Source organism: Trinickia sp. HAY1-2D, from assembly GCF_056754935.1.
Genome location: NZ_JBPGWX010000002.1, coordinates 863,039 through 889,071, shown reverse-complemented (window position 1 = coordinate 889,071; position 26,033 = coordinate 863,039). Strand labels below are relative to the sequence as shown.

18 protein-coding genes are annotated in these 26,033 nt (G+C 65.9%); 9 read left to right on the top strand and 9 right to left on the bottom strand.

Annotated features, from left to right (window positions below):
- Positions 1–184 precede the first annotated feature (184 nt).
- From ACR9ZC_RS11050 to ACR9ZC_RS11035, 4 genes are all read left to right on the top strand, one after another.
- Positions 185–670, top strand: coding sequence for an aminoacyl-tRNA deacylase (locus ACR9ZC_RS11050; RefSeq protein ID WP_481580299.1), 486 nt, complete (start codon positions 185–187; stop codon positions 668–670).
- Between the two features lie 132 nt (positions 671–802).
- Entirely contained in the window at positions 803–1,018 is a 216-nt protein-coding gene (locus ACR9ZC_RS11045; RefSeq protein WP_481580298.1) for a DUF3311 domain-containing protein, read from the top strand.
- Complete coding sequence (locus tag ACR9ZC_RS11040; RefSeq protein ID WP_331567115.1) at positions 1,015–2,490, top strand: sodium:solute symporter family protein; 1,476 nt, start codon at positions 1,015–1,017, stop codon at positions 2,488–2,490. The genes ACR9ZC_RS11045 and ACR9ZC_RS11040 overlap by 4 nt, the downstream gene beginning before the upstream one ends.
- A complete protein-coding gene (locus tag ACR9ZC_RS11035) occupies positions 2,487–5,060 on the top strand; it encodes an FG-GAP-like repeat-containing protein (protein ID WP_481580297.1) in 2,574 nt (857 codons plus the stop codon). Before ACR9ZC_RS11040 ends, ACR9ZC_RS11035 begins: the two co-directional genes overlap by 4 nt.
- A gap of 51 nt (positions 5,061–5,111) precedes the next feature.
- On the opposite strand, the gene ACR9ZC_RS11030 is transcribed toward ACR9ZC_RS11035, so the two are convergent.
- Entirely contained in the window at positions 5,112–6,209 is a 1,098-nt protein-coding gene (locus tag ACR9ZC_RS11030) for a glycosyltransferase family 4 protein (RefSeq protein ID WP_481580296.1), read from the bottom strand.
- A 324-nt stretch (positions 6,210–6,533) separates the two neighbouring features.
- Between ACR9ZC_RS11030 and ACR9ZC_RS11025 the strand changes: the two genes are divergently transcribed.
- Entirely contained in the window at positions 6,534–7,322 is a 789-nt protein-coding gene (locus tag ACR9ZC_RS11025; protein WP_331568029.1) for a sulfite exporter TauE/SafE family protein, read from the top strand.
- Positions 7,323–7,382: 60 nt separating this feature from the next.
- Here the strand turns inward: ACR9ZC_RS11025 and ACR9ZC_RS11020 are convergent, their stop codons facing one another.
- On the bottom strand, positions 7,383–8,459 hold the full coding sequence (locus tag ACR9ZC_RS11020) for a glycosyltransferase family 4 protein (protein WP_481582644.1): 1,077 nt from the start codon (positions 8,457–8,459) through the stop codon (positions 7,383–7,385).
- Positions 8,456–9,691 (bottom strand): oligosaccharide flippase family protein, encoded by a 1,236-nt coding sequence (locus tag ACR9ZC_RS11015; protein WP_481580295.1) that lies wholly within the window; start codon positions 9,689–9,691, stop codon positions 8,456–8,458. Before ACR9ZC_RS11015 ends, ACR9ZC_RS11020 begins: the two co-directional genes overlap by 4 nt.
- Before the next feature lie 315 nt (positions 9,692–10,006).
- On the opposite strand from ACR9ZC_RS11015, the gene ACR9ZC_RS11010 reads away from it, so the two are divergent.
- Positions 10,007–11,236, top strand: coding sequence for a glycosyltransferase family 4 protein (locus tag ACR9ZC_RS11010; RefSeq protein ID WP_481582643.1), 1,230 nt, complete (start codon positions 10,007–10,009; stop codon positions 11,234–11,236).
- A gap of 9 nt (positions 11,237–11,245) precedes the next feature.
- Here ACR9ZC_RS11010 and ACR9ZC_RS11005 read toward each other — a convergent pair whose 3' ends face one another.
- Positions 11,246–12,445 (bottom strand): acyltransferase family protein, encoded by a 1,200-nt coding sequence (locus ACR9ZC_RS11005; protein ID WP_481580294.1) that lies wholly within the window; start codon positions 12,443–12,445, stop codon positions 11,246–11,248.
- A gap of 331 nt (positions 12,446–12,776) precedes the next feature.
- On the opposite strand from ACR9ZC_RS11005, the gene ACR9ZC_RS11000 reads away from it, so the two are divergent.
- Together ACR9ZC_RS11000 and ACR9ZC_RS10995 are read left to right on the top strand one after the other, a co-directional pair.
- Positions 12,777–14,306 (top strand): hypothetical protein, encoded by a 1,530-nt coding sequence (locus tag ACR9ZC_RS11000; protein ID WP_481580293.1) that lies wholly within the window; start codon positions 12,777–12,779, stop codon positions 14,304–14,306.
- 4 nt (positions 14,307–14,310) lie between these two features.
- On the top strand, positions 14,311–15,510 hold the full coding sequence (locus tag ACR9ZC_RS10995; RefSeq protein WP_481580292.1) for a glycosyltransferase: 1,200 nt from the start codon (positions 14,311–14,313) through the stop codon (positions 15,508–15,510).
- 82 nt (positions 15,511–15,592) lie between these two features.
- Here the strand turns inward: ACR9ZC_RS10995 and ACR9ZC_RS10990 are convergent, their stop codons facing one another.
- Positions 15,593–17,314, bottom strand: a complete 1,722-nt coding sequence (locus tag ACR9ZC_RS10990) for an FAD-dependent oxidoreductase (RefSeq protein WP_481580291.1) — start codon at positions 17,312–17,314, stop codon at positions 15,593–15,595.
- A gap of 193 nt (positions 17,315–17,507) precedes the next feature.
- Positions 17,508–18,107 carry an LbetaH domain-containing protein gene (locus ACR9ZC_RS10985; RefSeq protein ID WP_481582642.1) on the bottom strand — a complete coding sequence of 200 codons (600 nt, stop codon included), beginning with the start codon at positions 18,105–18,107 and terminating at the stop codon, positions 17,508–17,510.
- Between the two features lie 238 nt (positions 18,108–18,345).
- Between ACR9ZC_RS10985 and ACR9ZC_RS10980 the strand changes: the two genes are divergently transcribed.
- On the top strand, positions 18,346–18,957 hold the full coding sequence (locus tag ACR9ZC_RS10980; RefSeq protein WP_481580290.1) for a hypothetical protein: 612 nt from the start codon (positions 18,346–18,348) through the stop codon (positions 18,955–18,957).
- Between the two features lie 15 nt (positions 18,958–18,972).
- On the opposite strand, the gene ACR9ZC_RS10975 is transcribed toward ACR9ZC_RS10980, so the two are convergent.
- Genes ACR9ZC_RS10975 through ACR9ZC_RS10965 form a run of 3 tightly spaced genes read right to left on the bottom strand, consistent with a single transcriptional unit; the run spans position 18,973 to position 25,994 of the window.
- Complete coding sequence (locus tag ACR9ZC_RS10975; RefSeq protein ID WP_481580289.1) at positions 18,973–19,860, bottom strand: transglutaminase family protein; 888 nt, start codon at positions 19,858–19,860, stop codon at positions 18,973–18,975.
- The gene (locus ACR9ZC_RS10970; RefSeq protein WP_481580288.1) at positions 19,857–22,496 is read right to left on the bottom strand and encodes a circularly permuted type 2 ATP-grasp protein; all 2,640 of its coding nucleotides are present in this window, start codon (positions 22,494–22,496) and stop codon (positions 19,857–19,859) included. Before ACR9ZC_RS10970 ends, ACR9ZC_RS10975 begins: the two co-directional genes overlap by 4 nt.
- Positions 22,497–22,514: 18 nt before the next feature.
- A complete protein-coding gene (locus ACR9ZC_RS10965; RefSeq protein WP_481580287.1) occupies positions 22,515–25,994 on the bottom strand; it encodes a transglutaminase family protein in 3,480 nt (1,159 codons plus the stop codon).
- Between the last annotated feature and the right edge of the window lie 39 nt (positions 25,995–26,033).

Below are 26,033 nucleotides of genomic sequence, written 5' to 3'. Positions count from 1 at the left end.
GCGTTCAATGTAGCGCGTTCCAACGCCTGGTCATTTACATATGAGTAAAAACTGTTACGCCGGCGCACGCGCCGCGGCATGCTCCCGATATCCGCAGCAGCACGCAGCAAACGACCTATGCTAGGAGAACCGTATGCAGGCCGCGTTTCAAACGCGTTTTTCGCTAGAACGACGGAGGTGCGCCATGTCGATGTCAACTACGCTCGAGCAATGTCTGAACAACCGGGGTGCCCGCTACGATGTACTGCATCATGCCTATAGCCACTCGAGCGCCGAAACGGCCGCCGCCGCGCACGTGCCGGGCGAGCGCCTGGCCAAGACAGTGCTTCTCGCGGACGAACACGGCTATGTCGCGGCCGTGCTCCCATCGACGCATGCCGTGCGGCTGTCCGAACTGCGCTCGCGCACGGGCAGGCAACTCGCCGTGGCGAGCGAGGCCGACATTCGCCAAATCTTCAAGGACTGCGATATCGGCGCGCTGCCGCCCGTCGGCATGGCTTACGGGATGCAGACGTATCTCGATGAAAGCCTCGTGCGCGAGCCCGACGTCTACTTCGAAGCAGGCGATCACGAAGCGCTCGTTCACATGGATATCGAGCAGTTCCTCGCACTGATGGAGCAAGCCGAGCGCGCGCGTTTCGCCCACCGGATGCAGGGACTGTCGATTTGACGCCCTACGAAAAAGCGTCGTGGGCAGGCGCCGGACGGCATTTTTGAAAGTCTTTACGGCGCACCGATGTTGGGCATAGAGTCGTGGCGCGCAGTCCGATCATGTCGCACCCCTTCCAGGAGTGATTTCATCATGGTTCTCAGGTTGCTCGCCGCGCTGCCGTTCATCGGCATTTTGCTCGGTGTCCCGTTCGTCAATCGCGTCGAGCCGCTCGTGCTCGGCATGCCGCTCGTGCTCGCATGGATCGTCGCCTGGGTCGTGCTGACCGCCGTCATCATGGCGCTCATCTACCGGCTCGACCCGGCCAACCGCACGGCCGCGTCGCCCGGTGAGGAGGTGCGCCCATGAGCAGCGCACTCCTCATCATCGCGGCGTTCACACTGTTGGCGCTCGGCCTGGGTCTGCGCGCCCGCCGCGGGCACGACATGAATCTCGAGCAGTGGTCGGTCGGCGGCCGCAGCTTCGGCACGGCGTTCGTCTTTCTGTTGATGGCCGGCGAGATCTACACGACGTTCACGTTCCTCGGCGGCAGCGGCTTCGCATACGGCAAGGGCGCCCCCGTCTATTACATCCTCCCCTACGCCACGCTCGCCTATATCCTCTCGTACTGGCTGCTACCGCCGATCTGGCGTTATGCCAAGGCCAACCGCGTCGTCTCGCAACCGAATTTTCTCGCGAGCAAATACGCGAGCCCCGGGCTCGGCGTACTCGTCGCGATCGTCGATGTGGTCGCCCTCGTGCCGTATCTCGTCCTTCAGTTCAAGGGGCTCGGCATCATCGTGGCGACGACTTCGTACGGCGCCATCTCGCCCGCGGCCGCCATCTGGATCGGCGCCTTGGTCGTGACGGCCTATGTGACGATCTCCGGCGTGCGCGGTTCGGCCTGGAATTCGGTGACGAAGGACCTGATGATTCTGGGCGTCGTGCTCTTCCTCGGCATCTACCTGCCGTTGCACTACTACGGCGGATATGCGCCGATGTTCCACGCCATCGATGCCGCGAAGCCGGGATTCCTCTCGTTCCCCGAGAAGGGCTCGAGCGTGACCTGGTTCCAATCGACGGTCGCGCTTACGGCACTGGGCTTTTTCATGTGGCCGCATACGTTCGCGTCGGTGTTCACCGCGCGCGACGAGCGCATCTTCCGGCGTAACGCGGCCGTGCTGCCCGTCTATCAGCTGATCCTGCTGTTCGTCTTCTTCGTCGGTTTCGCGGCAACGCTCAAGGTGCCCGGCCTCAAGGGCGGCGACATCGATCTATCGCTGTTCCGGCTCTCGCTCGCGACGTTCGACCCCTGGTTCGTGGGCGTGATCGGCGCGGCCGGTGTACTGACCGCGCTCGTGCCGGGTTCGATGATTCTGAATGCCGCGGCCACGCTGATCGCCAACGACATCTATCGCGGCGGCATCGCGCGCCAGGCCAGCGACGCTCAGGTGACGCGGCTCGCCCGCGTGCTGGTGCCGGTCATCGCACTCGTGGGGGTCGGCTTCACGCTGCATGGCGGCGAAACGATCGTCGCGCTGCTGCTCATGGGCTACAGTTTCGTCACCCAGCTCTTTCCAGCCGTGCTCGCCAGCCTCGCGGCGCGGCGCTGGGTGACGTGGCAAGGCGCATTCGCGGGTATCGTCGCGGGCGTAGCCGTCGTCACGATCACGACGCTGACGCATGCCACGCTCGGCCAGTGGTTTCCGTTTCTGCCCGAGCGGCTGAAGGATACGAACATCGGCCTCGTCGCCCTGTCCGTCAACGTTCTCGTGCTGCTCATCGTCAGCGCGCTCACTCAGTCTCGCACGGCAGCTCAGTCGCAGGCACATTCGTTGTGAGCGTTGGTTTACGTGTGCGGCTGAGCGCGGCGATCGCCGCGCTCGCCGCGATCGCCGTTGCGGCCGGCCTCGCCGCAGTGCGTGGAGCGACGCATCCGGTCGCGGCCGTCACCCGTCAGTCCATTGCTCAGGCTGGAATGGTCCTGCCGCCCGGCTGCAGCGCCGGCACGCTGGTCACCGTGGTCGCGCACCTCGACGACGACCTGCTCTTCGTCAATCCCGGTATCACCGACCGTCTGCGTGCCGGATGGTGCATCGTCACCGTGCATCTGATCGGCGGTGCGGACAATTCGAAGTTCGATTACGTGCTCACACGCGAGCGGGCGATCCGCCGGACGTATGCCCGCATGGCGGGAGTGCGCAACGCATGGACGGAGTCGACGGTATCGATCGCCGGCCAGCCCGTGCATCGTATGGTCCTCGACGCGATGCCGCGCGTCGCGCTCTATGAGCTGCGGCTGCCGGGCGCGCAGGTGCGCGGCGGGCGTGCGCCGCTCGCGCTGTTGTGGGACGAGGGCGCATCCGTTTCCAGCTACCCGATGGGGGCCGACGGCCGCGGTGCGGCCCGCTACGATCGCCCCGCGCTGACGGCGACGCTCGGCGCGATACTCGCGCATGCGACGCAAATCTTTACGTTGAATCCCGACACCGTTCCGTTTCTGGAACACCCCGATCACATCTACGCCGCACGCGCGACACGCGAGGCGGCACGCGTGGCCGGCGTGCAGGCGCCGATCGGCTATCACCTCACTTACGTGAGCGCAGGTATGCCGGCGAACCTGTCCGCTCAGGCAACCCAGATGAAACGCGATCAGGTCGCCACTTATTTCGCAATGGACGGCGGCGATATCGCGCAGGTCTTCGGCGAATACGAGTGGAACGGCAATTGGGTGGCCCGGCGCTATGCGTTCGGCACGCCGGGAGCCGTTGCGTCGACGCCGGCGCTACCGGCCCGGTCCTCGTTCGCGGACCCGTCGCCCATATCGTCGCGAGCGCGTTCGTCGCCTGACGCCATGGCCGCCTTCAATCTCGTCAACGTGCGCACGAGCCGATGCTTGAGCAGTGCCGAAGCGAGTACCGCGAGCGTGGCACCTGGCGCCCGTACGATCACGCTCGCGGCCTGCGACGGCACCCCCGCACGCGCATGGCGATGGCGGCCCGTGCCGAGCTACCCCGGCAATCCGCACGACGCGGCCCTCATGAGCGTGGCGAGCGGCCGCTGCGTCGCGGAGCGCGCGGGCCGGCTCGTGGAAGAACCGTGCGACGACGAAGCGCTCGCGCAGCGCTTCACACCCTGGGACTTCGGCATCGTGCGTACGCCGCTCGGCCACTGCCTCGGCGCAAGCGGAGACACGCCCATGCTCGCCGCTTGCGGGCAACGCACGACCGCCTATCGCTGGACGTCGGAGTTGGCGGCGCCGTGGCGGGACCTGCGCCTCGATGCCGCGCTCTATGGCGATGTCTCCGGCACGGGCCGCTCCAGCGCGGTTTATATCGAGCGCCGGACCGACGGCCCCGGCTTCGATATCTGGGTCACACCGCTCGCCCCGGGCGCGCGGGCGGCTCGCTGGTACGCGAACCCCGTTCGGTTCGATGCGGACGCAATCGTGCCGAGCTGCCGCGGCGACGCACTATGCTTCGACGACACGCGCTTCGTGCTCGGCGATTTCGATGGCACCGGCCGCGCCGACCTCATGGCGATCGCACCGGACGCGCACGGCGGGACAGCCTTCTGGCGCTTCGCGAGTACGGGAAGCGCGTTCGCCGCGCCGAGTCTCTGGTACCGCAGCGACGCCACGCTCGCACCGGCGCGCACGCAGCAGTATCTGGCGGCCGATTTCGACGGCGACGGCCGCGCCGATCTCCTCGCCGTGCGACGCACCGTCGACGGCCGGGGCTTCGACTTCTCGGTGCTGACGAGCCGCGGCGCATCGGGCAATGCCCCGTCGCGATGGCGGGCGGCCGTGCCGCTGGCGGCCGCAACGCAATTCTTTGCGCTGCGCGTTGCCGGCTCGCAGCGTGCCACCATAGTCGCAGCGGAACGCACCGATCATTCGCTCGCACTGTCCCAATGGATAAGCTCGGGCCGGGCATTTTCGCCGCACGATCGCCGCGTGCTGCCGGCATCGTTCGATCCCGCGCTCACACGTATCGCGGCAGGGCCGATCGATTCGAGCGGACAGGACGGACTCGTGCTGCTTGGCGCGCGCGTTCCCTCGTCGGAGGGTCGCGGCGGCATCGATGTCTGGACGATCGCCTCAGACTGCACGGAGCGACGGTTGTCGGCGCCCATGCATATCGGCACGCTCGATGTGGCGTGGACCGATGCGCTGCCTGCGCTTACGCGCGACACGGGCAGCGGCAGCGGCACAGGTGGCAGCGGACGCTCGCGGCTCGTTCTCTTCGAACGAACCGATGCCCACCTCGACGAGTATCACTACTGGGGCGGCGCTCCCGCGTTGGTGCGCTATGACTTCGAGGCCGACGGGCACGCGCTGGGAACCGAACAACGGCTCGGCACGTTGCCGGGCCGGTACACCGAGACGCTGCGGCTGGACCGCCTGCAATAGGCCTCGGCCGGCGTCTGCCGAAGGCCGGAGGGGCCCCCGGATGGGAGCCGCCTATCGGATCACCTGCCGCGCGATGGCAAGATAGCGCTCGGCCGTATCCTCGAGCGTCAGACCGTCGAGCGAGCGCTGCGCGCGAGGCTCGCCGAGCGCGGTTGCAAGGGCTTGGGCGTAGCGGTCGATATCGCTCGTCTCGATGAGTTGCACACCGGGCCATCCACGCGCGAAGGCGAACGAATCGATCGTATTGGCGACGACGGGAATACCGGACGCAAGCGCTTCGAGAAAACCGATGCTGTGCGCCTCGAAGCGCGAAGGCATCGCAAAGACGCTGGAGGCGGCCAAAATCTCGGCGACATTGGTCTGCGGCCCCGTGACCTCGACATGCGAAGCAAGCCCGAGCTCGTCGACGAGCTCGCGGACCTTGGCATGGTAGGCGACATCGTCCACGACACCGCACAGCAAGAGCCGCGCATCGGGCTCGACATCGAGCACCCGCTTGAACGCGCGTATCGTGTCGAGTTGCCCCTTCTCGGCAATATAACGGCCGATCTGAACGATGCGCTTGGCGGCATCGCCGCCCGTTGCCGCGCCGGCCGAACCCGCCTCGCCGCGCGGCCCACGCACCGATTCGCGATGGCGAAAACGTTCCGCGTCGACGCCGTTCGGCACGACGATGAGCGGCGGATGCCGGCCGATCGCGCGCCGATATTCATCGATGTTCTTCTGCGATACGCCGATCACAGCCTTGGCGCGCAACGACAAAAGCCGCTCCGCACGCTGCAGGCGGTTGTCCTGAAAATCGTCGACGCCCGAGTGCATGACCCAGACGATCGGCACGCGTACCGGTAGCGCACGCACGTACAGGGCGGGAATTGTGGCGTGCGCGAAGATCACGTCGGGCTTGAAGCGGCGAATCGCGCGATAGAGAAACAGCAGGCGGCCGAGCTTTTCGTAGCGCCGGGGCGGAAAGACGCAGGTGACACGATGCGCCGCCAGCTCGCCTGCTGCCGGCGCGAAATCGCCGTGCGCCGGCAAGAGGGAAGCGATGCAAACGCTGTGTCCGCTCTGCTGATGGTCGATCGCGATCCCCTTCACGAGCATCTCGGCGCCGGAAAGCCTCGGCGCGAGGATCAGCTGGAAAATGCGCATAGTGTCCCTGTGGCGAATAAGGGCAGAAATTCGCCCCATCTACGGCATGCATTGGACGTTGCCGCATGCCGCCCGCGCACCAAAATAACGTGCGGTAGGGCCAGTGCGCTCGCCATCTTGTAGTGGGTTTCGGCCCGCCCGCGCGCGGCTGGCGCAAATCGACAGACCGGTCTTATCTGACCTTATCGAGCGTTCCGGCGCCACTTTTGCGACAATGGCTGTTTTCGCGCGCCGATCGTGCGTGTGCAGCGCCACCGCGTCGCCGCTTTCGATCCGCTTTCCGGTCCTTTCGCGCCGTTTTGTCGCGGCCACACCCTATCGCACATGGCTCTGCCCCATATCGATCTCCTGTACTCCGTATCCGGCCTTGCGGTTGGATTCCTCGTCGGATTGACCGGCGTCGGCGGAGGCTCGCTGATGACGCCGCTGCTCGTGCTGCTGTTCGGGGTGCATCCGGCGACGGCCGTCGGCACCGATCTGCTCTACGCGGCCGCGACCAAATCGGCGGGCACGCTCGTACACGGTCTCAAGGGGTCGGTCGAATGGCGTATCACGGGCCGGCTCGCGGCCGGCAGTGTGCCGGCCGCGGCGCTCACGCTGTGGTGGCTCCAGCATCACGGCATCCACTCTCCGCGCGCGACAGCGCTCTTGCAGCATATTCTCGGCACCGCGTTGCTGATCACGTCGATCGCGCTCGTGTTCCGCCCGCAGCTGATGCGATTCGCGGCCCGCACGAGACGCCAGCCTTCCGCCGGCAGCACCACCGCATTGACGATCCTGACGGGCGCCGTGCTCGGCGTGCTCGTCTCGCTGACGTCGGTCGGCGCGGGCGCCATCGGCGTGACGGTGCTGTTGCTGCTCTATCCGTCGCTGCCGACAGCGCGCATCGTCGGCTCCGACATCGCCCACGCCGTGCCGCTCACGCTCGCCGCGGGCATGGGGCACTGGCTGCTCGGCTCGGTCGATTGGATGATGCTGCTCTCGCTGCTGATCGGTTCGCTGCCCGGCATCGCGCTGGGCAGCCACTTATCGGCACGCGCGCCCGAAACGCTGCTGCGCAATCTGCTGGCGGGCGTGCTCGTACTGATCGGCGTGCGGCTCGTCGTGCTGTGACATCGCGCTGACGCCATGCCTGCATCGACGACGGGCGCGGCGCGCACGATATCGGGATGATCAGAAAACGACGCCTTGACGGACCACTTTGCGAGCGACGTCGAGATAGCGCTCGGCCGAATCCTTGAGCGTGAGCCCCGTCAGTTCGCGTTGTACGCGGCTTTGATTGAGCGCCGCGACGAGTGCGCTCGCGTAGGCGGCCGTGTCATCGGTGTCGACGAGCTGCACGCCCGGAAAGTCGTTCGCGAACCGGAACGGCTCGATGGTATTCGCCACCACCGGAATGCCCGATGCGAGCGCTTCGAGAAATCCGATGCTGTGCCCTTCCGAGTGCGAAGGCATCGCGAATGCGCTCGCTTGCGCGAGCATCCGCGAGACGTCGGTGCGCGAGCCCTCTATCGCCACGGCATGCGTGAGACCGAGCGTCGCGACGAGCTCGATGACTCGCGCATGGTAAGCGGGATCTTCGATCACGCCGCACAGCAGCAGCCGGGCGTCGGGCACTTCGCGTATCACTTGCGCGAACGCGCGCACGGTCTGCAACTGGTTCTTGATCGCCGTGTAACGTCCGATCTGCACGATTTGCGGAGCGCCGCCGCTCGCTTCGGCCGCGGCGGCGTGAAGAAAGCGCGCCGGGTCGACGCCGTTCGGAATCACGATCATGTGCGGGTGTGGCCCCACCATGGCGATGTAGTCGTCCACGTTCGTGCGCGAGACGCCGACCACCGCGCGCGCACGCGCCGACAAAATCCGCTCGACGCGTCGGAACAGGTTCCGCTCGAAGTCGTTCGTTGCCGAATGCATGATGTAGACGATGGGCGTTGCGATCGGCAACGCACGGACATAGAACGCCGGTATCGTCGCATGCGCGAAGATCACGTCGGGCCGCACGATGCGAATGACCCGGTAAAGATGCCAGAGCTTGCCGGCCATGCCGTGCCGCTTGAGCGGAAAGCGGCACGGCACGTCGCCTTGCGCAAGCTCGCGCCGCAATTGCTCGAAATCGTCATGCGCGGGCAACAGCGATGTCAACGAGACATGGTGGTCCTCGGCCCGCTGATGCAAAGCGAGCTCGGTGGCGAGCACTTCTGCGCCGGATAACCGCGGTGCGAGCACGAGATGAAGAATCCGCATCATCTGGCCTTTACCGTTCGGTACAGCATCCATAGCGTTGCCGTGGCGAGTCCCGCGGTCATTCCCCAGGCAATGCCGGTCACGCCCCAGTAGTGGGTCGCGGGCGGCACGACCGAGAACAGCACGACGACCTGCATCACGGAAGCCTGCGTTGCCGCGCGCGCATCGCCGACTGCTCGCAGGTACGACACGAGCACCGCGATCAATGCGCCCAACGCCATGTTGATGACGAAGATTCGGAACAGCGGCACCGCGGGCATCCATTGCGGTCCGAGCACGAGCGAAAACAGCGGCGCCGCGAGCCATCGCAACAGCACGACGATCAGCGCGAGTCCGAAACCGGCAGCCACGAGATAGAGCTGAAAAATGCGTGCGGCGCGTGCCGCGTCGCTGCGATGATGGGCCGAGAAAGTCGGAAAGAGGTATTGCGACATGGCGATCGCGGCGTCCGCGAGCAGCATCTGCGCGAGGCGCGACGACATCTGATAGGCACCGAGCTGCGCCGGTCCCAGCATTTTGCCGACCACGAGCTTGTCGAACTGATTGAGTACGAGGTTCACGACACTACTCGCCCAGATCCAGCGGGAAAAAGCGACATAGTGCCCAATGCCATGCCAGCGCAGCGCGATGGGCGGGCGCGGTCGCATCGTGGCCCAGGTCAGCGTGCTCTTGAGGGCCTCGCCGAGCGCCATGCCGATCAACACGGAGATCGCGCCGGCACCCGCGATGGCCAGCAACAGGCCCACTGCGCAATCGGCACACGCCGCGGCGATCTCGACCGCGGCAATGTGCTTGAAACGGCGCTCGCGCTGCACGACGAAGTAAGTCGGCGACGCCGCGCCGCGCAAGAGCGGCAACACCGCGGCGAGCTGCAGCAGCAGGATCGACCCATCGAGATGGAATTGTGCGGCCATCACCGGCGCGAGCGCGAGCAGCAGCAACGCGACGAACGCGCCCCGCGCCATCAGCGTTGTCCACACTGCGCCCAGTTCGGTGTGCGTCGGGGCTTCCCGCCCCTGGATGACCGCTTGCGCAAGTCCGGTGTCGGACAGCGACTCGGCGATCGCCACGGCGAGCAGCGCCACACTGACGCTACCGATAGCGGTCGGCCCGAGAATGCGCCCGATGGCGAGAAACTTGAGCGCCACGAGGCCACGCACCGCGACCTGCTGCAGCAATACCCACGTGGCCGCGCTCGTGCCCAGCCCCGCGCGCATCGATAGCGTCGCAAACATGCTCGATCTCACTTCCCTGCCCCACGATGCGCTCACGTTGGAAAAACTGCCCCGATTCAGAAGTAGAAAGCACAAAGTACCTTGTAGACGGCGGCTGGGCGCGCCATCTAGTAGGCGCGGCCCGCCATCCTGGCGAGACGACCTGTTCTTTTCCGCCATGACGTGAGCAAAAATGACGGATGACGTAACGCAGCCGGTGGTACGGTCATCGTGTCCCAACAGCTTCGGGCCGCAAGACCGACGAGAGCGACGAGACGATGCAAAACGACATTTCTCCCCGGCGCACGCGCCATACCCGAAGCGGTGCCGGCGGCGCTGCCCGATGCGACGTGCAAACCGACACCGCGCGAAACCGTGCTCGTCATCGAGCCCAACTTCACGGGACATCGATGGCGGTACGCGCAGTGGGCGGCCGAAGCCTACACGGATGCCGGGTATCGTTGCGTCGTGGTGACAGAATCGCGTAACGAGGACCATCGCCTCGCGCGCAAGATCACGAGCGCCGCGCGCGACGATCTAGAAATCGCGTTCGTCGATCCGCAGCAAGAGCGGCCCGGCGGTGCGGCCGGTCTGGAGCGCATTTCATATGTGCGCCATCACCGCTATTTCCGCTACGCGTACCGGCTCATCGCACAGTTCCAGCCGGTCTCGCTCGTCGTCGTGCCCTACGTCGACTACTTTCTTTACGCGCTGCCGTTTCTCGGTTCGCCGTTCGGCGGCGCTCCCTGGGTCGGCATCACGATGCGCTCGTCGTTTCATCACAGAACGGTCGGCGTGAAAGCCCCCGATCGGCGCGTCGTCAACGCGGCGAAGGCTTACCTGTTTCGCCAGGCCGTGCGTGTGAAGGGCATGCGCGCGTTGCTGTCGATCGACCCGACGCTCAGCGAATGGAGCGCGCAGGCGCTCGGCCAGCGCGCTGCCGTCGTGCGTTATCTGGCCGACCCGTTTCCCGACGCGCGTGCGGACGACCCTGCCGCGGCCCGCGCGAAGCTGGGGCTCGCGCCCCACGGGCGTCATCTGCTCGTATACGGCTCGATCACCGATCGCAAGGGCATTCGAGAACTCGTGGCGGCGCTCGAAACGATGCACGACGCACCGACGCTCGTGGTAGCCGGAGAAGAAGACGGCGAAACGCGCGAATTCCTGCGCACTCGAGCGCCGCGCTTGACGCCTGCACCCGTCGTATTGGACCACTTCATCACGAACGAGATGGAGTTCGATCTTTTCTCGGCATGCGATGCCGTCTGGCTCGGCTACAAGGGGCACTACGGCATGAGCGGGGTCCTGGTGCAAGCCTACCGGTTCGGCAAACCGGTGATCGCAACCGCCGAGGGCCTCATAGGCTGGTTTTGCCGCGGCGGCACGCTGGGCCCCGTCATCGACGATCTTTCGCCGCCCTCCATCGCAGCCGCGATCGAAAAGGTATTTGCGCGAAACGCGGATCCGGCCGATCGCACGCAAGCACCGGAAGGCGCGCACGAGCGGTTGCTCGAACGCAACACGCTCGATCAATTCAAACGCACGCTGCAAGAAGCGATGGCCTGAGCGCAACGCCTACGACGGCTGGCTGCCGACGACAGGCACGTTCTCGGGCTCCGCCGCCGGCGTCTTCGGCACGACGGGCACCGGTGCGCTCGGCTCGGCGCTCGCGACGCCCTGAGCCGGGAACAGCGCGTTGCGCAGGAGCAGGAAGGGGAACTCGACGAGCCGCGTCGTGATGTACCCCGCGGATATCGCGATCGTGATCTGAAACGCCAGCGCGAGCGCCCAGATGACCAGCGCCGGCAAGCCGAGCGCGCTCGTCTTCGCGATCAGGATATCGGCCGGTGCGAACGCGATCGAATGCCAGAGATAGATTCCGTACGAATAAACACCGACCCATGCGATCGCGCGAAAGAGCCAGAGACGCGCCATCGAGCCCGTATGTTCGAGCATGAGGACGATGAGCGCAACGTACCCGGCCGACTGGATGGTGTAGCCGATGCTCTCGTCGAGCGCATCGTGGCGTGTGGCGAACGCGAGCCAGGCCACGAGGAAACCGACGATCGCGAGCAGCATGCCCTTCCTTTGCGCGAGGCGGCGATAAAGGTCGGGCTTCATCCAATACACGGCCGCGAGCATGACGCCCGCGAGCAGGCTGTCGATGCGGTATTGCGTCTGGAAGAACGCGGCGTCGAGTCCGCCGTTTGCGACGACGATCGAACGCCCGATCAACACTGCGAGGCAAATCAAGCCGAGCATCGCGAGGATCGCATTGGCACGCAGCTTCCACCGCGCGAACAGGAGCAGCAGCGCCGGGAGCAGCAGATAGAAGTGCTCCTCGACTGCGAGACTCCAAGTCTGGGAAATCGACGTCCCCAGGTAGTTCTGCAAATGCGTGAGGTTTTGCACGGCGAACGTGCTCAGCGGATGACGGCCCGCCACCATATGAAACGCAATGAGTACATAGTAGGCCGGCCAGATCTTGAAGATCCGCCGGACGATGAAGCGGCGTGCATCGATGACGCCGGTGCTCGCGTACTGACGCAGCAGCAATCCGCCGACGAGAAAACCGCTCAGCGTGAAGAACAGGTTCACCCCTTCCCGGCCGAAATGCGTAAACGGGTATTGGATGATGGGTATCACACGAAAGCCGGTAGCGACTGTATGAAAGTGATAGCCCATCACCGCGATGATCGCGATGCCGCGCAGGAAGTCCAGTTCGATCGTTCGGTTTCGGACGATCGCCTTGGCTCCTCCGAAGAGAGTGCCCATCTGTTTCACCTCGTTCTCTCTTTATCGTCTTTGCGCGCCGCGGTGTTTCCGAAGCGCGCTGCCTATAGCGATGTTCCGATGCTCCCGCTGCCTCCGTCCGCCAATATCACGCCCGTCAGCGACATGGGGCCCGACCGTTGCGCTCGCGCGTCGGAGCCGTCTGCCTCGTGACGCCGAACGATAGTCTCGATCCGCCAGCCGCGCTTTCGCACAGCCGGCCAACGTTATAGTCGGACAGGAAAACCATTCCCCGTGGCTTGCTTTTTGCGTCAGCCGAAGGAGGAAGGTCGAGCGACGACGCTCGCACAACGATCAGGGAGAAACCACTCCAATGGCAGCCGCTCCGCCCTATCAATCGACATTGGCCGGGCATCCCGTGTCACGCTATAACCGCTACGCGAGTCTGTGGATCTGGATCTTCATCTGCCCGCTCGCGATGGACTACAAGGCCATCAGCGATACCTCGAGCCATCTCGCGCAAATCCTGCTGGCGGTGCCAGCGTTGGCCGGGGGCGCGCTGCTGATGTTGATCGCTCCGCGCATCACGGACCGCTCGAGCCTGCGCTCGTTCGTCTGGCTCGCGATTGCGCTCGCAGTCCCCGGCAGTCTCGTCACGCAATTGGTCCAGGACAACCCGATCGGGCAATACCTGCGTGTACTGTTGCCCTTCGTGCTTTTCCAGATGGGCTTCATCGTCGCCTGCCGCCCGTGGCAGGAAAGCCGTGTCGAGCAATTCGAAAAGGCGATGTTTTGGGCCAACGTCATTGCGCTGGCCTTCACGTTCGTCTATGGCATGGCAACGGGCGGGCCGCTCGAAGACGTGCGCTATCGCATCGTATCGGCGACGTTTCTTGGATTGCAAGGCGTGCTGCTGCACGAGTTCGTGATCGCCAAGCGGTTCACCGCGCTCACGCTCGTCCTGTTCATGGGGACCATCCTCATCGAACTGCTCAGTGTCACGCGCTCTTTGCTCGTCGGCACCGCGCTTCTTTTTGCGCTCGCGGTCTGGATGAGTGCGCCTTCGCTGCGCTATCTCGTGCGGGCGCTCCTGCGCGCGACGGTGGCCACGATCCTGCTCGGCGGGATGGCGTTCGGGGCGGCCACGCTTTTTCCGGAGGTGGCCGGCCACTGGACACAGCGGCTTTTCTTCGCCGAAAAGGCCACGACGACGGGCAAGGATCCGACGACCGTCACCCGTCTGGCCGAAATGAAATATCAGTACGACGAAGTCACGTCCACGCCGGTATCGACGCTCTTCGGTATGGGCTACGGACACGAGTACCGCTATTCGCCGAGCTATTTGCCCGATTTGCAAGGGCAGATGACCAAAAAGGACTTCTACGCGATTCATGACTGGTCGGCCGGACACAACTTCTGGGTCTATCAGTTCTTTGCGGGCGGGTTGTTCTTCGGCGTCGCCATGCCGGTAGCCATCCTTTTCGCGCTCTATCGTTGCACGATCACCTACCGACGATGGCGCATGCATATGCCGCATGTTCCCTATCTACCCGTGCTCGGCCGCGCGATTTTGCTTACCGCGGCCTTGCCCGCCACCTCGATCGGCGGCAATCCGCTCGGCCCGCGTTTTTCCGGACTCGTCTTCGGTGTGTCGCTCGGACTGATGATCGCGATGCACGTGCAGTTGCGTCGGCTGGGAGCGCAGATGAGGCCCGCGCCGATACGACATCAACCGGCGGTCGGACGGCCCGTGCCGCAGACCGCGCTCGGCGCGCAACAGCGGCAGGGCGACGGTGTCGACGATCGACACGAGCCGTCGCTCGCTGCGCCAATAGCTCCGACGCCAGCTCCGAGGCCAGCGCTCACGCAGCGCCGCGACGACGACCGTATCGAACCGCAATAACGCTATGAGAATCCTTCAGTTGACAGCCACGCTCGATCCGGAAGCAGGCGGTCCCGCCGAAGGCGTGCGGCAAAGCGTACAGGCGCTTTCCTCGCTCGGGCATCGGGTCGAAATCGCCTCGCTCGATGCGCCCGATGCGCCGTTCCTCGCTCAGCCGGGTGCGATCGTCACGGGACTCGGGCCGCCGCAAGGAAAATACGGACGCACGCCCCATGCCGTGCCGTGGCTGCGCGAACACGGGCCGCGCTTCGACGCCGTCGTCGTCAACGGTCTTTGGCAGTATCACGGCTTTGCCGCGTGGCGCGCGCTGCGAGGCCTCGGCGTGCCGTACTACGTGTTCGCCCACGGCATGCTCGACCCCTGGTTCAAGCGCGCGTATCCGCTCAAACATTTGAAGAAGTGGCTTTATTGGCCTTGGGCTGAATACCGCGTGCTGCGTGATGCGCGCGCGGTCCTGTTCACGACCGAAGAGGAACGCCTGCTCGCACGCCAATCGTTCTGGCTGTATCGCGCGCGCGAGCAGGTGGTTTCGTATGGCACGGCGGCACCGCCCGCTCATGCGGCCCCGTTGCGCGCAGCGTTCTTCGCGGCGCGGCCCGAACTCGAGGGCAAGCGGCTCATTCTCTTTCTCGGCCGCATCCACCCGAAAAAGGGCTGCGATCTGTTGCTGCGCGCATTCGCCAATCTCGCGCAGCTCGCAGGCGACGCGCATCTCGTGCTGGCCGGCCCCGGCAGCGACGACACGCTCGCCGCGCTGCGCGACGAGGCACGCCGCGCCGGCATCGAAGCACGCGTCACCTGGGCCGGCATGCTCAAGGGCGAGCTCAAATGGGGTGCCTTCTATGCCGCCGATGCGTTCGTGTTGCCATCGCATCAGGAAAACTTCGGCATCGCTGTCGTGGAAGCGCTCGCGTGCGGCGTGCCCGTCTTGATCTCGGACAAGGTCAACATCTGGCGCGAAGTGGCCGGCGATGGGGCGGGGTTTGTCGCCCCCGATACCGTGGCGGGTACGGAGCGCAACTTGAGGCGCTGGTTCGCGCTCGACGAGCAAGCGCGCACGCGCATGCGCACGCGGGCCGCCGCGACGTTCCGCGAGCGCTTCACCGTCGAAGCGCACGCCAGGCGGCTGATCGACGTGCTCGAAGCCGATGCGGCGCGTCCGACTTATCCGCTCGAGCGTTCGGCGCGATTATCGTCGTCCTAGACGATCTCCGCCCCTGACCCTTGAGTGCCCGCGCGATCGCGCGGGCAGCCCGCACAGCGCGCGATATCGCAGCGGCCGCTCGTCACTCCTTTGCAATGCGCGAGAGCGTCGCGGCGGCGAACGGCAGGGAATCGACCTTCGCGTCGCTGTTGCCGGCGTTCGCGTACGCATCGTTGCTCGCCGGGAGTGCATCGACCCTGCCGAGCGAAGAGGCCAGCCGCTCGGCCAGCCGTAGGGCCAGCGCCGTGATCGTGATGGTGGGGAAGTTGGCGCCCACGCTCGGAAACACGGAGGAGCCGGCAATGTGCAGATTGTCGATGCCGTGAACCTTGCAGTCCCGGTCGACCACGCCTTCGTGCGGAGAATCGTGCATACGCGTGGTGCCCATGTGATGCCAGGTCCCTTCGAGCGACGACGGCCACGCACGGCCCTCGAGCGGCTCGTCGAGCCGTACCTGCGCGACACCGCTCGCACGCAGTTCATCGGCCATCAAGGCGAAGGTCCGGTCGAACGTGCGCTGCACGAGCGAATCGAGCCGCCATGCAACCTTGACGCGCGGCATGCCGAGCCGGTCGCGCGATTCGCTCAACGTCACGCGCGAATCGCGGTTCGGCGCCGCCTCGACGATCGCCTGCAGTTTGACATCGGTGATCAGCGCACGCGGCTGAAAAAGCCGCGTCAAGCCAAAGCCGACCGTATCGATGGGATGGGCGGCCATCGTGGCGACGTCGTCGCGCAAGCGCCACCCCGGTTGATCTTTCTTCAAGAGCGCCTGCTTGCAGCGAATCAGCGCCTCGGCGCCGGCGCTGCCCTCACCGTAGAACAGGGAGAAGAACCAGACGCGCGAGTTCAGCAGCTGTTCGCGCCGCAGCACGTCGGGCGTCAACGCGAACTGCGACGAGATCGGCGTGCCCAACGCGGCCACGGCGGCGTTCTGGTAATGGAACTTGATGTCGTAGAGCTTGTTGCGCGCCCACGCGTCGGAGAATCGGACACTCGCGGACATGATGCGCGGATGGTCCATGAAGAACCGGCCGACGACGTCGTTGCCGTTGCCCAGCCCCGCCGGCTGCACACGGTTGGAAGCGAGCAGGATGCGTGCGTTCTCGATACCTCCCGCGGCAAGCACGTACTGTTTCGCACGCACGGCGATGCGGCGGCCCGATAGCGTGGCGACTGCAATGCCCGTCACGTGCGAGGCGGTGCGGTCGGTCTCGATATCGACCGCATTGGCATGCAGAAAAACCCGCACGCATGCCGAACGCTCGAGCGCGCTGCGATAGAGCTTGCCGAAGCGCGCGGGCGGGCTGAACTGCGCGACCGTATCGCGGACCTTGCCCGTCACGAGCGGAATGCGGCGCACGTCCGGTCGCCCGATCGCGCGCTCCCAGAATTCCGGATCAAAATTGTTCGGGCCGAGCTTGAGCCACGCATGCGTGCGCGCATAGTAGGGCGCCAGCTCGTCGAGCCCGAACGGCCAGCCGCTATGCGGCACCCACTCGCGCTTATCGAAGTCCCATGGATCGAGCGGGCGGCACCAGCCGCCCCAACAATTGCTGCTCCCGCCGAGAAAACGGCTGCGGCTGCCATCGGCAAAAGAGTATGGCAGGCCGGCATTTTCTCCCCGATACAAATCCCGCGTTTCATCGTCGGCCTTGTATCCGCCGCTTTCGAGCAGACATGTATCGATGCCAAGCCGATTCATTTCAAGCGCGAGCGTAATCCCCGCCACGCCCGCGCCAACAATACAAACCGTAGCTTCGACGATGTACCCCTCGTCGACAGTGCGCGTATCGACAAACATTCTTTTTCCCCAGTTTTATTGGGATAATGAGCCGGTGCATTTTCGTCGTCGGCCAATTTCGCGCCGCCTCCGGCCAACGAAATTGCCCTTCAATTACGAATAATCGGTGAAGCGAAGCTAAAACCCAAAAATGTATTGCGCATACGATCCGATGAATTACGCAATACCGTCATGTTTGCTCTTTTTATCTGCATTATGAGAAACGCTTGCGCAGAAGCCGGCACGGATTGCCGCCGTAAACGCCCTCCGCATCCAGCGAACGATGCACGACCGAAAGAGGCGTGACCACGGCCGAGCGCCCGATGGTGACCCCCATCTGCACGACGCATTTCGAGGTGATCCAGACGCCGTCTTCGATGACGATCGGTGCCACGCGCAAATCCATCGTCGTCGACATATCATGCGAGCCCGCGCTCAGAAATGTGCCTTGCGAGATACAGACGTGCGAGCCGATTCGAATGGGCGCCTGGTTGTAGATCCAGACATCGACGCCGAACCAGCAGTGATCGCCGACTTCCAGATTCCACGGTGCCTTCACGCGCAGCGGATGCACGAAACGACAGCCGGTGCCGATCTTCGCGCCGAAAAGACGCAATAACGCAACGCGGACAGCGGAGATCGGCAGGAGCTTGTTGTTGATCACGCACGCTTCGATGAGGAACCAGATCGCTTCGATCAGCCTGCTGCGGCGTGCAACGTAATTGCCCTTGCCCGCCCGCGACAAGTCGATGACGCGCTGTGCGGCGGCCGAGTCGGCAGGGGCGCCTGTCACGCGCGCACTGCCGGCCCGCATCGCTGACAGGTCGTCGTTGTCCAGGCGCGCTTGCGCGGCCTCGTCATGGTCGATATGGCGCTCCATCGCCGATGCCCTCGAATGTTCTTGCTCTCGTGCGGGGATTATCGAGCGCGACGCATGCCACGATTTGTCGGCAGCCGCACGGATGGCGGGCGGTTACGGTGTTTTGGCGGCGCCGCAGGGTCTGCCCGCGCGAGCATGGGAGCTGTCAGACGTTGCACAAGGGAGTCTGCTTGTGACACTGTTTTCGCAGCATCGACATGGCGCCGGATCGGCGCAAGAAGGGAGCGCGCGGCGAAGTACGCTCGCGCGGACCGCGCACGCCGCACTCGTGTCCGCGGCGGCATGCGTTGCGCTCTTTGCTGCTGCGCCGCTCGCCGCGCAGCCGCCGGGCGCCCCCGCCGGTGCCCCCGGTGCCGGCAACGCCCGCAACAACAACAACGCCGCCGCAGCCCCTGGCACGGCCGGGGACCGTGCGGCCGCGGCGCGGACCACCGCCAATCAGTTGCGCGGCATTGGCAACGAGGAAGCGCTCATGGGCGGCCCCCCAGCCTATAGCAATCCGTATCCAACGGCGGGCGATGCGGACGAAGCGCGTCAAACGGAATTGATGAAGGCCGAGCGCGTGCCGACAGGCGGCGGCCCTGGCTTTGGCTACGATCCGCTGCCACCGGGCGGTCGTCGCCGGCCGCCCCCGGCGGATGCCGCGAACGGGGGCGCAGCCGGGGCCGACAACGGGCCCGCACGCACGCCGCAAGCCGCCGCGCAAGCAGCCTATCGCGACGCGTTCAAGGGCCCGGCCAATGGGAATGCAAACGGACAGACCGTCTATCGGATGCCGTGGTAGCGCGCGAGGGCGCGACTACTGAGCGGCTACATGGACGGCGACTTCGACCGTATGCTCCCCGCCTCCGAGGATGATGCCGCGCAGCAGCGATACGTCGGTATAGTCGCGGCCATAGCCGAGCGTGACGTGATCGAGATCGGCCAGCACATCGTTGGTCGGATCGAAATCGACCCAGCCGGTCCCGGGACAAAACACCGATACCCACGCGTGGGATGCATCGGCGCCGATGAGGCGCGGTGTCCCCTCCGGTGGCACCGTGCGCAAATAGCCGCTCACGTAGCGAGCCGCCAAGCCGATCGAACGCAGGCATCCGATCATCACTTGCGCGTAGTCCTGACAGACCCCCTGGCGTAGATGAAACGCGCGCAGCGCGGGCGTATCGAATTCGGTGGCCTGCGGCGCGTAGACGAAATCGGCATGGATCCGATGCATGAGGTCGGTGGCGCCCACGGCGAGCGGCGTGCCGGGCGCGAAGCTCGATTGCGCGTACGCCCGCAGCTCCGGTGCGAGTGCGATGTTCGGCGAGGCGAAGACAAATTCGCTCTCGGGCATATAGGGCTCGCCGGCGCGGTAACGCAGGGCGGCGGCGACAGTGTCCCAGGCCGGCGTCGCCCACACGTCGAGCGCAGCCCAGCGCTCGGCCAACTCGACTGTCGTTTCGCTCGTGACTTCCAGGTAGTCGTGCGGGGCCTCGAAGGAAAAGTAACGCACCTCGTTACCGAACGCATCGATGTGGGCACTCTCGTAAGCGGGCACCGGGTCGATCTTCAAACGATGCGAGAGCACACGCTGCCAGGCGCAATCGAGCGGCCGGAGTGCGGCGAGATGCTGTGCCGTCTCGACCGGCATCGTATAGCGATAGGTCGTGACGTGCGAAACCGACAGCCTCAGCTCTGCGCTCATGTCGATAGCCTCGCTGCCAGCGGGTTGTCCGCATGGGAGAAGTAGCGGCTGCTGATTTCGTTCGATGCCGCGGCCACATGCGAGGCCAGTTCGTCGCATAGCGCGGCGAGCGTCGCGTAGCGCCCCGCGGCGTCGGTACTGCAAAGGCGCTCGAGCGTCGGCAGCGACGATACGGGCGGCATGGCCTCGCCGAACGGCCGCCGCACCGCGCCGCCCGCGGCCGCGGCGATTTCGTCGAGTTTCTTCGCGAGCCGCTCGTAGACGCCGTAGAGCCCGCGCGGATTCGTCGGGTCGACGACGACGAGATCGATCAATGCGGGCACCTCGAGCCGCCCGGGATACAGCGAGCGATAGGTCAGCGTGCTGTCGAAAAGCTGCAGCAGCAGATCGAAGCCGGCAGGCGTGGCCAGCACGCCTGCGTCGGCCACGACGCGCAACAGCGTCGTCATCCCGATCACGCGCTCGATGTGCCGGCCCGCGAAGAGCAGCCGCCATGCTTCGTCGCGGACCATGCGATCGCCTTGCGAGCCGCTGATGGCCGAAAGCTGCATGGCGAGCGTCTCCAGCGCGTGCATCAGCGCGACGCGGTCGTACGAATCGTAGCGCTCGCCCTGCCCCGCCTCCTCCCCCTGTGCGTTGGACGGCGGCACGAGCGACAGCGCATGCAGTGCATCGCGAAAATCGTTGCGCGCGGCGAGAATCGTCCGCCAGTGGTCGTTCGAGAGCCGCGCGCGGATTTCGCCGCAAGCCCGTGCCTGGCTCGCGATGATGCGACCGATGCTGCCCGTGCCAGAATGCTCGTGCAAACCGGCCACCAGCGCGCGTTCGAACGCATGGCGCGTGGGCCGGGCCGCCGGTTCGGCGGCCCCAATGAGCTCGAAGCGCGCGGCGAGCTCCACGAGCGTGGCCAGCATCTCCTCGGAATCGTGGCTGTCGAGCGAGCCGAGAATGAGGCGGGCGAGCCTCACGCTGTTTTCCGCGCGCTCGCTGTAGCGCCCGGCCCAAAACAGGTTTTCGGCGGCGCGGCTCGATACGGTGCGGCGGCGATAGGCGAAATCGCCGGGCTTCATCGGAGTGGGCAACAGCGAAAAGGTCGAGCCCGGCCGGCTCGACAGCACCCAGGTATCGACGCTGCTGCCACCCGACTGCATCGAGACGCTCGTTTGCCGATCGCCCGCCATACGCGTGAAAGCGCCCGGGAGCACGTGCCAGCCGCCCGACGCCCCTGCGATCGCATACACGCGCAGCGCGCAGGGCCGGTGCGATAACGTGCCGTCCTCGTAGCGCGGCGCGCACGAATAAGGCAGCGGCGCCTGGATCGTGAACGCGTCGGGCGCCTGCTCGATGCGCGCGCGCCAGTCGGCCAGACACTGCGGTCCGGCCGCAAGCCCGGGCGGCATGTCCGATGAGGCCGGATGCGGCAGTCCTGCCCAGGTCGGCGCGAGCCATGCGTCGGTCAGCCGGGCGAATGCGTCTTCGCGCACGGCCGCTTCGCCGCACCACCAACTGGCGACGCTCGGCAAAGCGAGGGGCTCGCCGAACAACGCTTCGGCGATCTTGGGCAAGAAGCCGTGCAGCGCCGCGGACTCGACCACACCGGCTCCCGGGGCGTTGGATACGACGACATTGCCGGCGCGCATGACCTCCAGCAGGCCCGGCACGCCGATGCTCGATTCGGCGCGCAGCTCGACCGGATCGCAAAAGCTGTCGTCGAGCCGGCGCAGCAGGCCGTGCACACGTTCGAGACCCGCCAGCGTCTTCAGATAGAGTTTGTCGCCGCGCACCGTGAGATCGCTGCCTTCGACGAGTGTGAGGCCGAGATAGCGCGACAGGAACGCATGCTCGAAGTAGGTCTCGCTGAACGGCCCCGGGCTCAACAGCGCGATATGCGGCGAGCCGGCGCGGGCCTGGCGCTCGTCGTCGGTCATCGTCGTGCGCGCCGCCTGCGCGAGCGTCGCGATCAACTGCGAGTACGACGGGGCGAGCCGTTGCACGCCGAGGGCGCGAAACGGCTGAGCGAACAGGCTCGAAACGATGAGCCGGTTCTCCAGCGCGTAGCCGAGCCCCGACGGCGCCTGCGTGCGGTGCCCCATGACGGTCCATTCGCCAGCGGGCCCGCGGGCCAGATCGACTGCCACGATCTGCAGATATCGGCCGCCCGGCGGCAAACAACCCTTCATCGGGCGCAGATAGCCCGGATGTCCGAATACGAGCGCCGCCGGCAACAAGCCGCGCTCAAGCACTGTCTGCGCACCATAGATATCGGCGATGAGCGCCTCGAGCAGTCGCGCGCGCTGCGCGACACCGCGCTCGATCGTCGCCCATTCGTTCTCGTCGACGATGAACGGGAGCAGATCGAGCGCCCAGGGCCGCGGCTCGCCGTTATCGGCATAGACGTTATAAGTGATGTCGTTGTCGCGGATCTGCCGGGCGATAGCGGCTGCGGCAGGCTCGAGGCCCGCGACGCCATCCACGCCCAGCAGGCCGAAAAAACGCCGCCACGGCGCGCGCAAGGCGCCGGTGGCATCGCGCAGCTCGTCCCAATGGCCGGCGCGCGTCGGAACGTCGAGCAATCGCGCGAGCGCATCGGCGACATCGGCCGCGGCGTCGAACGGCAGGGTCGATTGAAAAGGCAAAAGGCTCTCTGGCTTCGGTCAGTCGTCGCCGCCGACACGCCGCAGATCGAGCGTAAAAGGCATCTCGAGGCTGCGCTCGCGCGCCTTTACGGACATCGGCCCGGGCGTGTGGCCGATCGTAAAGAAGCGCGCACGCCGCCGGCTCTGCGCTTCGTAGGCATTGACGGGAAACGTCTGATAATTGCGTCCACCCGGATGTGCGACATGATACTGGCATCCGCCGAGCGAGCGCTCGGCCCAATTGTCGACGAGATCGAACGTAAGCGGTGCGTGCACGCCGATGGTCGGGTGAAGCGACGACGACGCCTGCCATGCGCGAAAGCGCACGCCCGCCACGTACTCGCTCGCACGGCCCGTGGGCTGCAGCGGCAGCGGCACGCCGTTGACCGTTACGGCATGGCGGTTTTCGTTGAGACCGAGCGCGCGCACCTCGATGCGCTCGAGCGAAGAATCGACGAAGCGCACTGTGCCGCCTGGCCCCCCCTCCTCGCCCATGACGTGCCAGGGCTCGAGCGCATGGCGCAGCGTCAGCGCGACGCCGCTCGCATCGAACTCGCCAACGAGCGGGAAGCGGAATTCGAAATGCGGCGCGAACCAGGCACGATCGAACGCGTAGCCGGCCGCGCGAAGATCGGCGAGCACATCGTCGAAATCCATCTGCACGAAAGTGCTCAACATGAAGCGATCGTGCAGCTCGGTGCCCCAGCGCGTGAGACGCGTCGTGTAAGGCGTGCGCCAAAAGCGCGCGACGAGCGCGCGCAGCAGCAGTTGCTGCGCGAGGCTCATGCGCGCATGCGGCGGCATCTCGAAGCCGCGCAGCTCGAGCAAGCCCAACCGGCCCGCAGGACCGTCGGGCGAATAGAGCTTGTCGATGCAGAATTCGGCGCGGTGCGTGTTGCCCGTCACGTCGATGAGGATGTTGCGCAATGCGCGATCGATGAGCCAGGGCGGCACCGACTCGTCGCCCTCGCCCAGCGCCGCGAGTCCGTCGAGCTGACGCTGCAGCTCGCGAAACGCGATCTCGAGCTCGTAGAGCTGATCGTTGCGGGCCTCGTCGACGCGCGGCGCCTGGCTCGTCGGACCGATGAAGAGCCCGGAGAACAGGTACGACAGCGAAGGATGGTTGTGCCAATAGCCAATGAGGCTTGCGAGCAGATCGGGGCGGCGCAGGAATGGGCTGTCGGCCGGCGTCGCGGCGCCCAGCACCATGTGATTGCCGCCGCCTGTGCCCGTATGGCGTCCGTCGAGCATGAACTTTTCGGGGCCCAGATACGATTCGTGCGCGGCGCGGTAAAGGAACGCCGTGTTGTCGACGAGCTCGCTCCACGTCGCGGCCGGATGGATGTTGATTTCGATGACGCCGGGATCGGGCGTCACCTGCAGCAGTTTCAGGCGCGCATCGCGCGGCGGCGGATAGCCTTCGATCACGATCTTGACCTGCAGGTCCGCAGCCGTCGCCTCGACGGCCGCCAGCAGGTCGAGATAGTCGTCGAGCGCGGCCAGCGGCGGCATGAAGACATAAAGCGCGCCGCCTTTGCGGCCCGCCGCCGCGGCGTCAGCTTCCGCTTGCGGCCCAGCCGCGCGCACGGGATCGCGCGCTTCGACGCAAAGCGCCGTGCGATGTAGCCATGCCGCCGATTCGCCGTGCTCCGGCATACGCGCATCGGCCGCGGCAGCATCGCCGCCTTGCCCTCGCGATGCGCCGGCGCGACCGGCGGCCCGGGCGGGCTTCGCAACGTCGTTTGCCGCGTCTTCCGGCGACGCATACTGCGCACGCAATTGCGTTGCGCTGCGCAACGCGGCCGGCGGCCCGAACGGATCGTGCTCGTGCAGCCGGGGATGGTCCGCCGCACCGACCCAGGGCAGCGCATCGAGCGGCAACCGATAGCCCATCGGCGAGTCGCCTGGAATCAGGTACATGCGCTCGTCGCGAAAGAACCAGGGCCCCGTGATCCAGCGCGGGCCTGCGAGTGTCGCCGCCGTGTCCCGTTCCCGCGCAACCGGCAGCGCGTAACCGGTCACGGCTGCCAGGCCCGCATCGAAGATACGCCGCAGCCGCAGGCGTTCGAGCTCGTCGTCGAGACGCGAATCGAACGGATCGACGTTCACCGGCAAGCGTCGCTCGCGCCACAGGTAGTACCAGACATCCTCGTAGCCGGGCTGGACATGCGTGTCGTCGAGCGCGAGCTTGCCCGCCAGATGGCGGATGAACCGGCCGGCATCGTCCGCGGTGTAGTGCATCGGATCGCGTTCATCGGCGAAGCGCGTCGGGTCCTGCCAGCACGGCTCGCCATCCGCGCGCCAGAAGAGCGACAGCGCCCAGCGCGGTAGTTGCTCGCCCGGATACCACTTGCCCTGCCCCACGTGCAGGAAGCCGTTCGCGCCATATCGGGCACGCAGCTTGTCCATCAGCGAAACCGCGTAGCCACGCTTGGTCGGCCCGAGCGCATCGGTGTTCCACTCGGCGGCATCGCGCTCGCGCACCGAGACGAACGTCGGCTCCCCGCCCATCGTGAGCCGCACGTCCATCGACTCGAGATCCGCGTCCACGTGCGCGCCGACGCGCTCGATGTCCTGCCACAGCGCATCGTCGTAAGGCTTCGTCACGCGCGGCGTCTCGAGCACACGCGTGATCGACATGCTGTGCGAAAACTCGACCTCGCATTCGTCGAGTGCGCCCGCTACCGGCGCCGCGCTGCCCGGCTGCGGCGTGCACGCGACGGGAATATGCCCTTCGCCGGCGAGCAGCCCCGACGTGGGATCGAAGCCGATCCAGCCCGCGCCCGGCAGATAGACCTCGCACCACGCGTGCAGATCGGTGAAGTCGACCTCCGTTCCGCTCGGACCGTCGAGCGCTTTCTCATCGGGGGCGAGCTGCAGCAAATAGCCCGAGACGAAGCGCGCGGCAAGGCCGAGATGGCGCAGCGTCTCGACGAGCAGCCAACCTGTGTCGCGGCACGAGCCCGAGCCTTTTTCGAGCGTTTCTTCCGGCGTTTGCACGCCGGGCTCCATGCGGATCAAATAGCCGATTTCATCGGCGAGACGCTGGTTGATCGCGACGAGAAAATCGACCGTGCCGCACGGGGTGCGGTCGATGCTTTCGACGAAAGCGGCAAACCGCGGCGTCGGCTCGGCCGCGCGCACGAGATACGGCGCAAGCTCGGCGGCAAGCGCGCTCGCATAAGTGAACGGGAATTTCTCCGCCTCCGGTTCGAGGAAGAAATCGAACGGGTTGTAGACGGACATCTCGGCCACGAGATCGACCGTGACCTGGAATTCACGCGTGGGCTCGGGAAAGACGAGGCGCGCCTGGTAGTTCGCAAAGGCATCCTGCTGCCAGTTGACGAAATGGTCCGCCGGCTCGACGCGCATCGAATACCCGAGGATGGGCGTGCGGCAATGCGGCGCCGGCCGCAGCCGGACGACTTGAGGTCCGAGCGCGACCAGGCGGTCGTAGCGGTACCGCGTGACATGATTTAACGCGACGCGAATCGACACGTGAGTACCTCGAAGCGGTGAGCGGGAAACGTTTCGGCC

Excerpts from the sequence above, each read along its gene's own strand:
- ACR9ZC_RS11050 (WP_481580299.1), top strand. The coding sequence starts at position 185 with ATGTCGATGTCAACTACGCTCGAGCAATGTCTGAACAACCGGGGTGCC.
- ACR9ZC_RS11045 (WP_481580298.1), top strand. The coding sequence starts at position 803 with ATGGTTCTCAGGTTGCTCGCCGCGCTGCCGTTCATCGGCATTTTGCTC.
- ACR9ZC_RS11040 (WP_331567115.1), top strand. The coding sequence starts at position 1,015 with ATGAGCAGCGCACTCCTCATCATCGCGGCGTTCACACTGTTGGCGCTC.
- ACR9ZC_RS11030 (WP_481580296.1), bottom strand. The coding sequence starts at position 6,209 with ATGCGCATTTTCCAGCTGATCCTCGCGCCGAGGCTTTCCGGCGCCGAG.
- ACR9ZC_RS11025 (WP_331568029.1), top strand. The coding sequence starts at position 6,534 with ATGGCTCTGCCCCATATCGATCTCCTGTACTCCGTATCCGGCCTTGCG.
- ACR9ZC_RS11020 (WP_481582644.1), bottom strand. The coding sequence starts at position 8,459 with ATGATGCGGATTCTTCATCTCGTGCTCGCACCGCGGTTATCCGGCGCA.
- ACR9ZC_RS11015 (WP_481580295.1), bottom strand. The coding sequence starts at position 9,691 with ATGTTTGCGACGCTATCGATGCGCGCGGGGCTGGGCACGAGCGCGGCC.
- ACR9ZC_RS11005 (WP_481580294.1), bottom strand. The coding sequence starts at position 12,445 with ATGGGCACTCTCTTCGGAGGAGCCAAGGCGATCGTCCGAAACCGAACG.
- ACR9ZC_RS11000 (WP_481580293.1), top strand. The coding sequence starts at position 12,777 with ATGGCAGCCGCTCCGCCCTATCAATCGACATTGGCCGGGCATCCCGTG.
- ACR9ZC_RS10995 (WP_481580292.1), top strand. The coding sequence starts at position 14,311 with ATGAGAATCCTTCAGTTGACAGCCACGCTCGATCCGGAAGCAGGCGGT.
- ACR9ZC_RS10990 (WP_481580291.1), bottom strand. The coding sequence starts at position 17,314 with ATGTTTGTCGATACGCGCACTGTCGACGAGGGGTACATCGTCGAAGCT.
- ACR9ZC_RS10985 (WP_481582642.1), bottom strand. The coding sequence starts at position 18,107 with ATGCGGGCCGGCAGTGCGCGCGTGACAGGCGCCCCTGCCGACTCGGCC.
- ACR9ZC_RS10975 (WP_481580289.1), bottom strand. The coding sequence starts at position 19,860 with ATGAGCGCAGAGCTGAGGCTGTCGGTTTCGCACGTCACGACCTATCGC.